This is a genomic window from Hyphomonas sp. TMED31 (assembly GCF_002172815.1).
GTDB lineage: Bacteria > Pseudomonadota > Alphaproteobacteria > Caulobacterales > Hyphomonadaceae > Hyphomonas > Hyphomonas atlantica.
On the sequence record NZ_NHCK01000098.1, the window covers coordinates 1 to 14,279 of the forward strand.

At 60.1% G+C, this 14,279-nt stretch carries 13 protein-coding genes and 3 tRNA genes; 11 read left to right on the top strand and 5 right to left on the bottom strand.

Annotated elements, in window-relative coordinates; translation table 11 throughout:
* Position 1: 1 nt before the first annotated feature.
* Positions 2 to 91, bottom strand: a tRNA-Ser gene (locus CBB91_RS13775).
* A gap of 184 nt (positions 92 to 275) precedes the next feature.
* Between CBB91_RS13775 and CBB91_RS13780 the strand changes: the two genes are divergently transcribed.
* The 4 genes from CBB91_RS13780 to obgE all read left to right on the top strand — a co-directional run bounded on the left by CBB91_RS13780 (position 276) and on the right by obgE (position 2,928).
* Positions 276 to 923, top strand: coding sequence for a 50S ribosomal protein L21 (locus CBB91_RS13780; RefSeq protein ID WP_035551565.1), 648 nt, complete (start codon positions 276 to 278; stop codon positions 921 to 923).
* Between the two features lie 39 nt (positions 924 to 962).
* Positions 963 to 1,232: a 50S ribosomal protein L27 gene (gene rpmA / locus CBB91_RS13785; protein ID WP_027838753.1), complete on the top strand. Its 270-nt coding sequence runs from the start codon at positions 963 to 965 to the stop codon at positions 1,230 to 1,232.
* Between the two features lie 125 nt (positions 1,233 to 1,357).
* Positions 1,358 to 1,873, top strand: coding sequence for a GNAT family N-acetyltransferase (locus CBB91_RS13790; RefSeq protein WP_273014740.1), 516 nt, complete (start codon positions 1,358 to 1,360; stop codon positions 1,871 to 1,873).
* Positions 1,874 to 1,890: 17 nt separating this feature from the next.
* The gene (gene obgE / locus CBB91_RS13795) at positions 1,891 to 2,928 is read left to right on the top strand and encodes a GTPase ObgE (protein ID WP_035551571.1); all 1,038 of its coding nucleotides are present in this window, start codon (positions 1,891 to 1,893) and stop codon (positions 2,926 to 2,928) included.
* On the opposite strand, the gene CBB91_RS13800 is transcribed toward obgE, so the two are convergent.
* Positions 2,925 to 3,158, bottom strand: a complete 234-nt coding sequence (locus CBB91_RS13800; protein WP_035551574.1) for an MJ0042-type zinc finger domain-containing protein — start codon at positions 3,156 to 3,158, stop codon at positions 2,925 to 2,927. The genes obgE and CBB91_RS13800 overlap by 4 nt on opposite strands.
* Positions 3,159 to 3,264: 106 nt before the next feature.
* Here CBB91_RS13800 and proB point away from each other — a divergent pair, with 106 nt between their 5' ends.
* The 7 genes from proB (at position 3,265) to CBB91_RS13835 (ending at position 9,731) form a co-directional block, all read left to right on the top strand.
* The gene (proB, locus tag CBB91_RS13805; protein WP_273014743.1) at positions 3,265 to 4,383 is read left to right on the top strand and encodes a glutamate 5-kinase; all 1,119 of its coding nucleotides are present in this window, start codon (positions 3,265 to 3,267) and stop codon (positions 4,381 to 4,383) included.
* Between the two features lie 6 nt (positions 4,384 to 4,389).
* Positions 4,390 to 4,857 carry an N-acetyltransferase gene (locus CBB91_RS13810; RefSeq protein WP_273014744.1) on the top strand — a complete coding sequence of 156 codons (468 nt, stop codon included), beginning with the start codon at positions 4,390 to 4,392 and terminating at the stop codon, positions 4,855 to 4,857.
* Positions 4,854 to 6,323 carry a RimK family protein gene (locus CBB91_RS13815; RefSeq protein ID WP_273014745.1) on the top strand — a complete coding sequence of 490 codons (1,470 nt, stop codon included), beginning with the start codon at positions 4,854 to 4,856 and terminating at the stop codon, positions 6,321 to 6,323. Before CBB91_RS13810 ends, CBB91_RS13815 begins: the two co-directional genes overlap by 4 nt.
* 1,966 nt (positions 6,324 to 8,289) lie before the next feature.
* Positions 8,290 to 9,165: an acyl-CoA thioesterase II gene (locus tag CBB91_RS13820; RefSeq protein WP_035551583.1), complete on the top strand. Its 876-nt coding sequence runs from the start codon at positions 8,290 to 8,292 to the stop codon at positions 9,163 to 9,165.
* A gap of 54 nt (positions 9,166 to 9,219) precedes the next feature.
* Positions 9,220 to 9,296, top strand: a tRNA-Pro gene (locus CBB91_RS13825).
* Between the two features lie 28 nt (positions 9,297 to 9,324).
* Positions 9,325 to 9,633: an ETC complex I subunit gene (locus CBB91_RS13830; protein WP_035551586.1), complete on the top strand. Its 309-nt coding sequence runs from the start codon at positions 9,325 to 9,327 to the stop codon at positions 9,631 to 9,633.
* Between the two features lie 21 nt (positions 9,634 to 9,654).
* Positions 9,655 to 9,731 (top strand) — tRNA-Arg (locus CBB91_RS13835).
* Positions 9,732 to 9,824: 93 nt separating this feature from the next.
* On the opposite strand, the gene CBB91_RS13840 is transcribed toward CBB91_RS13835, so the two are convergent.
* The 3 genes from CBB91_RS13840 to CBB91_RS13850 all read right to left on the bottom strand — a co-directional run.
* Entirely contained in the window at positions 9,825 to 11,534 is a 1,710-nt protein-coding gene (locus CBB91_RS13840) for a class I adenylate-forming enzyme family protein (RefSeq protein WP_273014747.1), read from the bottom strand.
* Positions 11,535 to 11,636: 102 nt separating this feature from the next.
* Entirely contained in the window at positions 11,637 to 13,130 is a 1,494-nt protein-coding gene (locus CBB91_RS13845; protein WP_273014749.1) for a nucleoside hydrolase-like domain-containing protein, read from the bottom strand.
* Positions 13,131 to 13,235: 105 nt separating this feature from the next.
* A partial coding sequence (locus CBB91_RS13850; protein ID WP_273014750.1) for a carboxylesterase family protein occupies positions 13,236 to 14,279 on the bottom strand: 1,044 nt, incomplete at its 5' end.

The window sequence follows — 14,279 nt, forward strand, 5'->3', positions numbered from 1 at the left end:
CTGGCGGAGAGAGAGGGATTCGAACCCTCGGAACCCTTGCGAGTTCACTAGTTTTCGAGACTAGCCTATTCAACCACTCTAGCACCTCTCCGCGGAGCCCGTGGACGGCTGCCTGCACTATATAATATGCGCCTGTCATGCAAGCACCTGAAATCGCCTGAAGATGACATTTGACAGCGCGGCCTGATTGGTGTTTACCCCCCGCTTCGAGCGCGGATCCGGCAACGGCTTCGCGCGCAATTCATTTCGATTAGTATTCCGGAAGGACGAGACCCATGTTCGCGGTCATCAAAACAGGCGGCAAGCAATATAAAGTCGCGGAAGGCGATACGATCACCGTCGAAAAACTGGACGCCGAAGCCGGCAAGGACGTAACCTTTGACACCGTGCTCATGCTGGGCAATGGCGACGACGTAACTGTTGGCGCCCCGCTGGTAGACGGCGCAAGCGTGTTCGGTGAAGTCGAGGAGCAGACGCGCGGTGACAAGATCATCATCCGCAAGAAGCGTCAGCGCCAGACCTATCGCCGTACACAAGGCCACCGCCAGCACCTGACGGTCGTCAAGATCACCGGCATCAGCGCCGACGGCAAGAAGCCAGCCAAGAAAGCTGCAGCGAAGAAAGCGGCTCCGAAAGCTGAAGCGCCTGCTGCAGAAGCTGCTGCACCCGCCGCAAAGCCGGAAGTCGATTCCCGCGGCCGTATCGCCAATCTGGAAGGCAAGCCCGACAATCTGAAAAAGATTTCCGGCGTTGGCCCGGTTCTGGAGAAAAAGCTGCACGAAGCCGGCATCTACTTCTTCTGGCAGGTCGCTGCCTTGAAAGAAGACCAGATCGCTGATCTCGAAGAAGAGATGAGCTTCCCAGGCCGTATCACTCGCGACGAGTGGATCAAGCAGGCCGAAGAATTCGCCAAGGACGCATAAGGGCGCTATAAGCCCTTTATAGAGGATCAGGAGCAAACCATGGCTCATAAGAAATCAGGTGGTTCGTCCCGTAACGGCCGCGACTCAAACCCGAAGTATCTTGGCGTCAAGAAATTTGGCGGCGAGCACGTCATTCCGGGCAACATCATCGTGCGTCAGCGCGGCACCCAGAAATGGCCAGGCCGCGGCGTCGGCATGGGCCGTGACCACACCCTCTTTGCCCTTTCCGAAGGCAAGGTTGAGTTTACGCGCAAGGCGGGCGGCCGTCTCTACGTAAACATTGTACCGGTCGCAGACGCAGCAGAATAGCGGCTGACAGCGCGGCCGCGGGAACGTGGCCGGATCGCTTCAGACGATCAGTTTCCAAGGGGAGGCAGGCCACTGCCTCCCCTTTGTTTTGTCTCCCCTGCAATTGCCCCGGAAGGGCACGCACCATGTGTGAATTGATTGAGACAGACAGACTGGTTTTACGGCGCATCACCCCAATGGATGCGCCGCGCATTACTGAGTGCATCGCCGACCCGCGCATCTATCGTATGGTCGCGAGCATCACACCGGATCAAAGCCTGGAGCGCACTCAGGAATGGATTGCGACACATGAGGCCGGGGCGGCGCAGGACACAAACCACATCTTTGCCCTTCAGAAGGATCTTGAACTGGTGGGTGTGATCGGTGCGGACCGCCCGGGTGCAGGATTGGCATTTGATATCGGCTACTGGCTCGCCCCCACCGAATGGGGCGGCGGCCTGATGACCGAAGCCGCAAATGCCGTGAAGAATTGGCTGAAGGGGCGTGGCGAGCGCGCGTTCACCTCAGGCCACTTTGCTGACAATCCGGCGTCAGGGCGCGTTCTGAAAAAGATCGGATTTCTCCCCTCCGGACGTGGTAGAGTGTTCAGTCTCGGTCGGGGCGAAGCTTCAGATCACATCAACATGTCCTACATTGATTGAAAGCTGGATAGTACGTCATGAAATTCCTCGATCAGGCCAAAGTCTTCATTCAGTCGGGCACCGGCGGGTCTGGCTGTGTCTCGTTTCGGCGCGAGAAGTATATTGAGTATGGCGGTCCGAATGGTGGCGATGGGGGCCGGGGTGGCGACGTCTGGGCGGAGGCCGTTGAAGGCCTGAACACGCTGATCGACTATCGCTACAAACAGCATTTCAAGGCGAAGCGCGGCGGCCACGGCATGGGCAAGGACCGCACCGGTGCTGGCGGCGATGACGTCGTGCTGAAACTGCCGGTCGGCACGCAAATCTTTGAAGAAGACCAGGAAACGCTGGTCGCAGACCTGACTGAAGTCGGCCAACGCGTCCTGCTGGCCGTCGGCGGCAATGGCGGCTGGGGCAATACGCGCTTCAAGACCTCCACGAACCAGGCCCCTCGCCGCGCCAATCCGGGCGAGCCGGGCGAAGAACGCTGGATCTGGCTGCGTCTGAAACTGATCGCCGATGCGGGCCTGCTGGGCCTGCCCAATGCCGGCAAATCCACCTTCCTCAGCGTTGTCACTGCAGCCACGCCGAAAATCGCAGACTATCCTTTCACCACCCTGAATCCCGGCCTCGGCGTTGTGGACCTCGGCCCCGGCAGCCGATTCGTCATGGCGGACATTCCCGGCCTCATCGAGGGGGCCGCAGATGGTGCCGGCCTGGGCCACCGCTTCCTCGGACATGTCGAGCGCTGCAAGGTGCTGCTGCACCTGATCGACTGCACGCAAGACGATGTGGCAGGCGCCTACACGACAATTCGCAACGAGTTGGAGGCCTACAGCCCCGAACTGGCCGAACGGCCTGAAGTCGTCGCGTTGAACAAGATTGACGCGCTGCTGCCGGAACAAGTCGACGAACAGGTTGCGCAGCTGAAAACCGTGTATGGCGGTGAGCCGCTGCGCATTTCAGGTGTCACGGGTGCAGGCGTGAAGAAGGCGCTGTCCGAAGTCTCGCGTCATCTGGGCATCATCGCCGCCGAGGAAGGCGAGGATGAGGATGCCGACTGGTCGCCGCTCTAGTGGTGATGGTGGTGCGGTTCGGTGTTGAAGCGCCCGCACTTGCCACACTTCACGACAACGCCGTGCGCATCATGATGGGCCACGTTGACCAGCAGCTTCGTCTTGCAAGAGCCGCAGCGATAGGTTTCGTCGCCACCGCCTTCACGCGCAGGCGATCCGGCCGTGTGCTCCAGCACTTCGGCGCCTTGTACCTGAGCCGGTGTCAGAAGGATCATGTCGAATTGGGGCATGGCGAAAACCTCTTCTTTTCATCTGTCGTGACGGCGAAAGCCGTTGATTGTCAACGACTTCATTTTCGCTTTCGGCATTTGTCGCAGCAGTGTATCGCTCCGCTTCATGACTGACACGCCCTTCTCTTCAGCGAAACGCATCGTGGTGAAAACCGGCTCTGCCCTTGTGGCGGAAAACGGAAAGCCGCGCCATGAATGGCTTGAAAAGCTGGCGTCGGACATTGTCGCCCTGCGTCGCCGCGGGTTGCAGATCGTGCTCGTTTCGTCAGGCGCTGTCGCCCTGGGTCGCCAGAGTGTCGCCGGATCTGTCGCCAATCGTCTCGACCAGAAACAGGCCGCGGCCGCCATNGGCCAGCTNCGCCTNATGTCCGCCATCGCCACCGCGTTCGAGCCGCACGACGTGACCATCGGCCAGGCCCTGCTGACGCTCAGCGACACCGAGATCCGCCGCCGCTGGCTGAACGCGCGCGCGACGCTGGAGACGCTGCTGGAATCCGGGACGGTTCCGGTGATCAACGAGAANGACACGGTCGCGACGGATGAGATCCGATATGGCGACAATGATCGACTCGCCGCGCGCGTGGCACAGATGATGGGCGCGGATGTTCTGGTGCTGCTGTCCGACATAGACGGGCTCTACACCGCTGACCCGCGCAGCCACCCGGACGCGGCGCATATTCCTCATCTTGCCGAGCTGACGGCGGAGCATGATGCCATGGCGACGGGCGCGAATGCCGATGCCGGGGTGGGCTCCGGCGGTATGGCGACCAAGCTCGCCGCCGCGCGCATCGCTCATGCGGCGGGCTGCTCAACNCTCATCACACTCGGCAATCGGGACCATCCCCTGCTCTCGATTGAAGATGGCGCCCGCGCCACGCTGATTTCGGCGGCGACCACACCGGCAAGCGCACGTGCGGCCTGGCTGGCCGGGCACCTCACCCCTGAAGGCGCGATCACGCTGGACGAAGGNGCGGCCAAGGCCTTGCGCGGCGGGGCGAGCCTTCTGGCAGTGGGCATAACCGGCGTGACCGGCAATTTCGANCGTGGCGCAGCGGTGGCCTTGAACGCGCCATCGGGCAAGATGGTTGGCAAGGGTGTCACCGCCTATGGCTCNGCCGANATCGCCCGCGTCATTGGCCGCCAGAGCGATGAAGTCGAAGCAATCCTCGGCTATCGCGGACGCCCAGCCATTGTCCACCGGGACGACATGGTCCTGGTTCGCTAGACCGCCATGACACAGACTGTTCGCGCTGCCACACNGGAAGACGTCGCCGCGCTGACCGAGCTGGAGCTGGCGTTTCCGGAGGAAGACCGCTTCTCCCGGCGCACTTGGCAGAGGCTGTTGCGCGGGAATTCAGCCATCCTCGTATCCGACGGAGAAGCCGGGCTNGATGGCGCGCTTGTCCTCCTGTTCCGCNAGACCAGCCGCATTGCGCGNATCTACTCGATATCCGTCGCAGAAACTGCGCGTGGAACGGGCCTGTCCGACAAACTTCTGTCCGAAAGCGAAGCGATTTCAAGGCAGCGGGGCTGTGTTGCGATAAGGCTGGAAGTGCGCGAAACAAATTCGCGCGCAAAGCGTCTTTACGAACGCCATGATTATCGCGTAATGGCGCGCGCCGCAGGCTATTACCCGGACGGGGAGGCCGCACTTAGAATGGAGAAGCCGCTGGTCGGCCTCTCGAGAGAGGATCAATGACCGATTGGGTCGTACTCGTCGAATCCGCCAACGACATCTCGCAGGCTGAAACGCCTCACAAGGTGCTCAAGGTTGCAGACTATATCACCAAGCCCGCCCTGTTCAGCGGACGGCGGCCCTATATCCTGAACCTCTGCCGATCCTACGGCTATCAGTCAGAGGGNTATTACGCCTCCCTNCTCGCTGAAGCNCGCGGCCATCGGGTCAGCCCCAGCGTACAGACGATGGTAGAGCTGTCAGCCAAGGGCCTCTACAAACACGCCCTGCCCGATCTTGGCGAACGCCTGCGCGAAGCCATCTCGAAAGGCGCGCCGGAACNGGAAAGCCTGTTCGTCGCCTTCTCGAAGCCGGACACGCCCGGCTACGAACGCCTTGCCCGNGAAGTTTCGGACTGGTTCCGCGTGCCAGCGCTGGAGGTCGAGTTCGATCCGAAATCNCCNCANGGAATTGGCCGTGTCCGGATGGTGCCGCCNCACAAGCTGAAAGGTGCGCGCCGGGACTTTTTCCTTGAGGCAATGGGCACCTATACGAGCGGCCGGATCAGCGAACCGAAAACAAAGGCCCCGGCCAANTGGGCNTTGGCCGTGCTGGTGGACCCGNATGAGAAGACNGCCCCCTCGAAGCCTTCTTCCATCAAACGCCTGGCTGATGTNGCCGCGAAGATGGGTGTGGAGGTCGAAACNATCGAGCCATCCGACCTGACCAGCCTCGCCGAGTTCGACGCCCTGTTCATTCGGGCGACGACGCAGATCGACAACTACACCTACAAATTCGCACGCCGCGCCGAACAGGAAGGCATGCCCGTCATTGACGACACCCAATCCATGATCCGGTGCACGAACAAGGTGTTCCTCAAGGAAATTCTGGAGAAGGCGGGCCTGCCCATTCCGAGGACGGAAATCCTTGACGAGAAATCAGACCTGGCCGCCGTGTTCGAAAAGCTGGGNAACCCGGTTGTCCTGAAAACGCCGGATGGGTCGTTCGGCACGAATATGGTCAAGGCCCGTTCGCTGGANGAANTGCGCGCCGGGGCGAAGCAGATGTTCAAGGAAACGGCANTGATCATNGCGCANGAGTTCGTGCCNACCAAGTTCGACTGGCGCATCGGCGTGCTGAACGGCGANCCGCTTTATGCGTGCCAGTANCGTATGGCGCGGGGGCACTGGCAGATCGTGAAGCACGGGCCCGATGGCAAGACNACCGAGGGCGGGTTCGCGACCTTCCCGGTTGAGGATGCCCCGCCCGAGGTGGTGGACGCCGCGGTGCGCGGGGCGCGCCTGATCGGCGACGGCCTGTATGGCGTGGATCTGAAGGAGACCGACAAGGGCGTCGTGATCATCGAGATCAACGACAACCCTTCGATCGATCATGATGTTGAGGGCGCCGTCCTGAANGACGAACTCTGGCGACGGATCATATCCTGGTTCTCCACACGCCTCGAACAGCGCATGGGCCGGGTCACCTGATNTCTAGAAGCGGAAGGCGCCAGATTTCAGNGAGTCGTAGCGATCCTGAGTGAACGGNACATATTGGCGACGCTCGGGATGGTACATCCAGATCGGATCATCGACGAGATCCGGGCTAAAGCCNTCCTTCATCAGTTCGACCTTGCGGAATTTCAGGGTGCCGGTGGTGTCTGCCTCGCGCTGGATNCGCAGGAAGATCGGNATGGCATAGGCCGGCANACTGTTNGACAGATTGTAGTGCAGGCTTTCGAAATCCACATCCCCATTCAANGTGATGGCGGCCATTCCTGCCTTGCCGTCCGTACCGGGAATTTCGACGCCATAGACATTGGCCGTGGCGATCCCCTCNACGCGTGACAGGGCATTGCTGACTTCACTGGTAGAGACGTTCTCGCCTTTCCAGCGGAACGTGTCGCCTGTGCGGTCCACGAAATAGACATAGCCGTCTTCGTCCTTGCGCATGAGGTCTCCCGTTCTGAACCAGCGGTCGCCCTGCTCGAACACGTTGCGCAGGATNTTCTTNTCNGTCGCCTNNGGNTCNTGATAGCCGGCGAATTCGAANTCNTCNTCNNNCATNCGGCCAAGCATNTCGCCNNCTTCGTTNGCTNCNGCNCGNATNNCANATCCGTCNNNNCCGCGNACGACATCCTNCNTTCTCNAGNTCGTATTTNACGAANTCNACATGNTCGAAGCGNGNCTTCANCCATTTNGGAATGCGNCCGACNGCNCCNACNGTNCCGTCAATGCTCATNAGNTTCACATTGCCNTCNGTCGCGNCATAGAACTCGACCAGATNGGNNATNTTGAACCGCTCACGGAACTCNGTCCAGATTTCNGCNCGNAGGCCNTTGCCAAANCCCGTNNNNAGGNGATGCNGACGCTCNTTCGGATGNNNNGGNTGGTTCAGNAGGTANCGGCANAGNTCGCCNATATAGACGATNGANGTNNCGCCCTNATCNACNACNTCNTCCCAGAANGCGNTNGCAGAGAANTTNCGNCGNAGGANNANNNNTGCACCCGCTCATCAGNGCCTGACCNANNCCGCANNNGCCGCCNGTNNCATGATAGAGNGGCAGTGTGATGTAAACGCGATCACGTGGCCCTGTGTAGCAAGGCGCAATAAAGGTCCGCATCATGATCTGCAGGCGGGAATTGGTGATCTTCGTCGCCTTGGGCAGGCCCGTTGTGCCTGATGTATATATGAAGAGGCANTCATCCTTGCCGCGCAGATGCGCGCGCAGGTCACGTGATGGCCGCTCGGCCGACAGGCTTGGCAGCATGGCCGCGATGTCTTCGCCATGNTCCCCGCCCCACGTCCAGACTTGTGGCGGGCCGTCCATCGTGGCGGAAGCTTCCGTGACCGCCTTGTCGCGAGTCGCCCCGGCAATGATGTGGCTTGCCTCGGAAATGGTCAGGCAATGGCGCAACGCGTCGCCATCCAGATGTGTGTTGATCAGGGCTGTGACCACGCCAACTTTTGCGAGGCCAACCCAGATCGCCACATAATCCGGGCAATTCTCCATGCAGAGCGCAACACGGTCACCCGCTTTCAGATTGTGCGCCAGCGCCCAGTGCGCGATGCGGTTCGCTTGCGCGTCGAACTCGGCATAGGTCGTCAGCCCGCCTTCAAACCGGAAGGCGACATTGGCCGAGAACTTGTCCGCACTAGTCTCGAAATCATCCGCAACCAGCTGCTCAGTCTCTGGCGTCACATCGCCAATCAACTTGTTCATGCGATACGCCATGCGCAGGAAATCCAGATCCCGCTTCATCTGGGAAAAGGAATCGTGGAACGGCACGGCGGTGCGGAGTGAGGCAGCATTAACCATAATAACTGGCAATACCCGAATGTGGTGAACATGTAGTGACCAGAAAGGTCAAAATTCGAATGGACGCGCGCACTTGCACAGTTTGCATCCATTCCTGCCTCTGCTAGCTCCATCCAACACAATCTGGAGACCCTCGCATGGCAGACCCCGTCGGAGACCTTCTGGCCCTTTTGGACATTGAACGCCTGGAACTGGACCTGTTCCGGGGCCAGAGCCCTGATGAGCGGGCCAGCCAGCGCGTATTCGGCGGTCAGGTGATCGCGCAGTCACTTGTCGCGGCCTATCGCACCGTTCCGGACGACCGCACCTGCCACTCGCTGCATGCCTATTTCATCCGGCCGGGCGATCCGACCGTGCCGATCATCTATCAGGTCGACCATTCGCGCGACGGCGGCAGCTTCACCACGCGGCGCGTCGTTGCGATCCAGCATGGCAAGCAGATCTTCAACATGGCCGCCAGCTTCCAGACCGACGAGGACAGCTGGGAACACCAGCACAAGATGCCGGACGTGGAAGGCCCAGAAGGGCTGCCAGAGCTGCGCGAACGCCGCATGCAGATTCTCGACAAGGTGCCGGAGGCAATGCGCGAGGATTTCACCCGCGAACGCGATATCGAAATCCGCGATGTAGACCCGCTGGACCTGATTCATCCGGAAATCGCGGATGACCGCCATAATCTGTGGTTCCGCGTCAGCCGCCCCATTGATGTACCGCCTGCCCTGCACCACTGCCTGCTGGCCTATGCGTCTGACATGAGCCTGCTCAGCTCCAGCTATCGCCCGCACGGCATTACCTGGCTGAACCACAAGGAACTGATGTCTGCCAGCCTCGACCACGCCATGTGGCTGCATGCGCCGATCAAGTTCGATGAATGGCACCTCTACTCCATGGATAGCCCGTTCGCCGGTAAAGGCCGCGGACTGAACCGCGGAATGATCTATAATATGGCCGGAGACCTCGTCGCGAGTGTTGCACAAGAGGGTCTGGTGCGACGCTTGCGCACAAAAGACTGAATTCACAGCCGAAAGGGGCTTGCGCCATAGCGCGACCCCATTATTACGGGAGTCCGGAGCGTAGCGCAGCCTGGTAGCGCATCTGGTTTGGGACCAGAGGGTCGGAGGTTCGAATCCTCTCGCTCCGACCATTCACTTTCGCAGCGGTGAGGTCGATCAATGCAAGCGCGTATTTACAAGCCCGCCAAAAGCGCGATGACCTCAGGACGCGGCAAGACCAAGGCCTGGGTGCTGGAATTCGTGAAGAATGACGCGAAGCGCTCTGCCGACCCGGTCATGGGCTGGACCAGCATCGACGACACGTCTGGCCAGGTCCGCCTTTCCTTCGATACACAGGAACAGGCCATCGAATACGCCAAGAGCGAAGGCCTCACCTTCACCGTCACGCCCTCTGAGGAGCGGAAACGGCTTGTAAAGTCCTACAGCGCTAATTTCGACGCAAATCGCAAGCAGCCCTGGACACACTAGGNTGCCCGCCGGCNNCGNTCCGGCCCCGTAGCTCAGCTGGATAGAGCACCCGACTTCTAATCGGACGGTCGCAGGTTCGAATCCTGCCGGGGTCGCCATTGCGTTGCGATCNGGCTCAATACTNTCTCCAAAACNAGACAAGGCCCCCGAANTCGGGAGCCCTGTCGTGGTCACTCAGTATCGTTCAGGCGTCAGCTCACCTGCGCGCTGTCGAGGTCCTTGGTCAATTGTTCCTTCAGATCGCGCTTCACGAATTTGCCGCTGGCATTGCGTGGAAGTGCGGTGAGGAACCAGACATAACGCGGCACCTTGTGCTTCGCCATGATGCCGGCGCAATGNTCGCGNAGGGCNTCNGCGGAAACGTCTTCGCCCGGCTTCAGNACGATGGCNACGCCNACNTCNTCGCCCANNCGNTCATCCGGCACNCCNAACACGCTNCANTCNGCGACNGANGGATGGCGATAGACGGCGGCTTCCACCTCNGCGCAGTACACATTCTCGCCACCGCGCAGCACCATGTCTTTCTTCCGGTCGACGATNAAGATGAAGCCATCTTCGTCGATACGCGCAATGTCGCCTGTGTGNAGCCAGCCATCCGTNATGGATTCAGCAGTCGCCTCGGGACGATTGATATAGCCCTTGATGACGGAAGACCCCTTCACCCAAAGCTCGCCTACNTCGCCCTGAGGCAGGGTTTCGCCCAGCTCNTTGACGCATTTNGCCTCGAAGTTCGGCATGGCCGGGCCGGCACTGTCTGGCTTGTCGATGAAGAAATCCGCCGACACCGATGTGATGATGCCGCAGGTTTCGGTCATGCCATAGCCGGTATTCGGGCGAGCCGTCTCAACCNAGGAATCAATCTTGTGGACCAGGTCCGGCGGCAATTGCGCGCCGCCGCCGCCAAGTGTCTGCAGGCTGGATGTATCCGTCGTGGCGAAGTCTGGATGGTTGATCAGTTCCCGCGCCATGATNGGCACGCCACTCATCGCCGTGACTTTCTCGGTCTCCACCAGTTTCAGCGCTTCACCNGCATCCCAGCGATACATCAGCACGATCTTTCCGCCCGCCGCCGTGATCAGATAGGCCGCGCAATTATTGGCCGTGACGTGGAACAGCGGCGTGGTGATCAGGCCCACCGGTACGGGNGCCTCTTCCGGTGGCGGTGGCATTTCGCCAGTCGCGCGAGCCGTGGCAAGCGTGGTCGATGCTGCCGAGAACGCCATGTTCAGCAAATTGGAGACGCAGCCACGATGTGTCAGCTGCGCGCCTTTCGGAAACCCGGTCGTGCCGGAAGTGTAAAAGATGCAGGCGTCGGAATCCGGGTCCACGGTCACTTGCGGCAGATCCCCACCATGCGCGAGCACGTNTGACCACTGGATCACAGGCGCAGGCGCGTCCGGCGCGCGAACGCCGACCACTTTCATCCGGTCCGNTACGCCATCGATGGACAGGGCGCGTTCCAGGCGCTCTGAGTCCGCAAAAAGGACTTTGGGTTCGGAATCCTTCAGCGCGTAGTCCATTTCCTCTGGCGTCCACCAGGCATTCATGCCGACAACGACAACACCCGTCGCCACGCAGGCCCAGTAGAGCANCATCCATTCAGGATAATTGCGCATNGCAATCGCCACGCGGTCGCCCGGTTTCACGCCCTGCTCGGCCATCCACGCNGCNGCAGACGCCACNTCGCGATGCGCNTCGGCGTAGGTCCAGCGCTCATCNTGGTANACNAGNTAGTCCCGCTCAGGGAATTGCAGTGTCGACAGCCAGACTTCCCGCACACTGGGCGGGGCGTTCTTGTAGACGCGGAGCCGGTTGCCCAGAACCTCCGCCTCGACGATCTCGAATTCGCCGCCGGGGCCAGTCAGTTCTTCCCGTGCTTTCAGGAGTTCGGTGTAGTGCATGTTTCCTCCGGAATGTTTTGTCCGATCATACACATTGTCGTTGCGTCACAAAGACCGGACGCAAGGGCAAGATATGCCCAATTTACCTGAACTTTCCTCAGCTTAAGGCACGATTGTGACAATCACACGCGCATAGCGGGTGAGAGCGGGCGTGCCCTTGTCCGTCACCTTCACAATGAAGTGGGCGGTTTCCGTCTGCTCTACCTCCGGCAATTTGAACCAGACATCGAAATCATTCACCGCATGGCCCATGTCTATGGGCGCCTCCAGCGTGCCCGCCTCGGCATAGTTGAACCAATGATAGCTGAGGCTGTCGCCATCNGGATCATACGTGCCGAAGGCATCCAGACNGATGNGCTCGCCTGATTTTGCCGTCAGCCGTGCCTCATGGGCCAGTTTCACCACGGGCGGGTGGTTGGCGTCCTCATAATCNGAAATGGTCCAATCCATACGCGCCGCGAAGTCGCGCTGGAAATCACTCTTCCAGCGCAGCAACGTAACCTTGTTGCCTTCATACGTCTCATCTGANGGGCCGATNGCACGGCCATCCTTTTGCGGCACCCAGGGCGTGTAGGTGTCGGTCGCATTCGTCCAGATCGGGCGCGGCTCAGGCTCCAGCGGCACNCCGCCCGATCCGAGTTTTCCGGGGCCAACACCAATCTCATCCGCGCTCGGTGTATAAAGCTCATACCGGCCACCCCAGCCGCCCCAGTCCGGATGGTCCGGCACATTCAAGCCATTCGGGATCAGTGAGAGATAGGCCGGCGTATCGCCTTCCATGCCCCAGACAACATCAGGATAATGCGCGCCGAGCGGCCCGTGGTCNTGCTGGATGTTTTCGGCAATCCACTGGTTCGAGATGTGATCTTCAAAGCCGGGGAACGAACGGGTAATGGCTGTCCAGGTAGAGAGGTCATACTTGCCNGGGCTGACAATGTAGAACAGGTCTGGAAACTCCCTGCGGATCCAGATGCCACTGTCATCCTGATCAGAGATTGTATAGACACGGAGCTTTGAAATCATCCGCGCAGCTTCTGNTTCTGAGCGCGTCTCGCGAATATCATGCAGCGCCTGCGCCAGCGTGTTGGCCCCGCCCCAGACGGAAATCCAAAGCGGNCGCGCNTCTTCCTCTTCCAGCANGCGGATAATCGCNTCTGACCCCTCGGTCGACTGGCCAGTCCCGACGCTCTNCATTCCGTAGCCGGGTTGGCCATTCATCACGAGACCTTGCAACTCTGCCTCGGTTGGATAGTTCGGNGCATGCTGGCTCAGCGTGTCATNGACCTCGCCATACTTNCCCAGCGTGGCACGGATAGAGTCCGGGCGGAGATTTTCCTGCTTCCAGATGGAAGTCGTGGCGACCAGCGCCCTGATGTCGATTTCGTTGGCGTAGAGCAAGAGGCGGATCAGGGATTGCGTATCGTCCGGATCAGCTTCCATATCCGTCAGGATCACAANNCGGTGCTGTTCCAGCGCGGCATCCGTCGGCGCATCCAGCGACACGGCGATCGGCAAAGCCTCTCCCATCGCGTTGCAGCCGCCGAGCGCCAAACCGGACGCAAGCCCTACCATTCCCGCCAGAATACGCTTCACCATGACAATCCTCCGCTATTTTATGATAGCGGTATCATTACCGGATGAAGCTCTCTTTGCAAGGCAACAGGCCGCGGCCCTTTCNTCGCTCAACTTGCTGNTCGAATTCTATTGTTCGCAACTTTCCTCGACAAACTCTCGCCANTCATCAAGCGTGCCACCCACGCGGCTGACCATGTCGATCACCATATTCGCCGTCTTGCAGCGCTGGTGATCCGTCTTCATGCGTGGGTCGCTCAGAAAGCTCTCAAACAGAGTGTCCGGGGTNNGGGTGGCCGGCCNCATTCGCACGCCGCCATCCTTCTCGCCATCCAGCAGCATCAGGCTCTGCTCTACAGGAGACTCCGCCCAAGCGGTCCAGCGCGGCAAGGTGCCAGACAAACCGCGCCCCGGCGCACCATGATGCGCGAAGGCGGACCAGTATTCTATCATCTGTGCCGACAGCGTTTCGCGGCTGGCCTTGTTCTTCTTCGAGAAAAAGATGCCAGCCGGGTCTGTCTCTTTCTGGTCAAACCCATTGATGATGAAGGGCATCTCCAGCGAGTGTGAAGCCCCCACAAGAAAGCTGATATCTGTCAGCAGTTTCTTTCCCTGCTCGTCCCAGTCAAAGCGNTANGTATAAACCGGCGCNGTACGCACAGNNGCCCAGGCTTCGGCAGGTGCGCGCACGCCGTGATACGCCCAGACCGTATCGGGATAATCCCCAAAGGCGGCGTAAACGCCCTTGTCCCTTGGCCANAAGGCAAGGTTGAACAGACTACGCATCATCTCCTTGTCTGCAAAACCAAGCCCGCGAAGTTCATTGCGATTGGTGCCGATCANCAATGGNANGTCCCTTAACCCGCCTGTCTCNCGCAGGGCGGCCTGAATGCCCATTTCGGGNACGACGATCCCGTCATTCGCGGTATCCACGGGACTGATCAGGCCGGGCATGTCCATCGCCGCCGGAAAGGATTGGTANGTGTCGAAGATGTCCTTGAGGGGAAGCGCGCGCAAATGTTCGGCCAGCGTTTCTGGCGTCACCTCGTTCTGAGGCGGCAACGCGCCTGCCTCCACCATGGCCTCAATGAAGGTGTCGGCTGAAACGCTATTCGCAAGATTGCTGGCGGAGCCACTCACCGCGTCTTCATAGGCGGCGCTCTGGAACCCGCC

Excerpts from the sequence above, each read along its gene's own strand:
- CBB91_RS13820 (WP_035551583.1), top strand. The coding sequence starts at position 8,290 with ATGGCAGACCCCGTCGGAGACCTTCTGGCCCTTTTGGACATTGAACGC.
- CBB91_RS13790 (WP_273014740.1), top strand. The coding sequence starts at position 1,358 with ATGTGTGAATTGATTGAGACAGACAGACTGGTTTTACGGCGCATCACC.
- CBB91_RS13780 (WP_035551565.1), top strand. The coding sequence starts at position 276 with ATGTTCGCGGTCATCAAAACAGGCGGCAAGCAATATAAAGTCGCGGAA.
- CBB91_RS13800 (WP_035551574.1), bottom strand. The coding sequence starts at position 3,158 with ATGCCCCAATTCGACATGATCCTTCTGACACCGGCTCAGGTACAAGGC.
- rpmA (WP_027838753.1), top strand. The coding sequence starts at position 963 with ATGGCTCATAAGAAATCAGGTGGTTCGTCCCGTAACGGCCGCGACTCA.
- CBB91_RS13830 (WP_035551586.1), top strand. The coding sequence starts at position 9,325 with ATGCAAGCGCGTATTTACAAGCCCGCCAAAAGCGCGATGACCTCAGGA.
- obgE (WP_035551571.1), top strand. The coding sequence starts at position 1,891 with ATGAAATTCCTCGATCAGGCCAAAGTCTTCATTCAGTCGGGCACCGGC.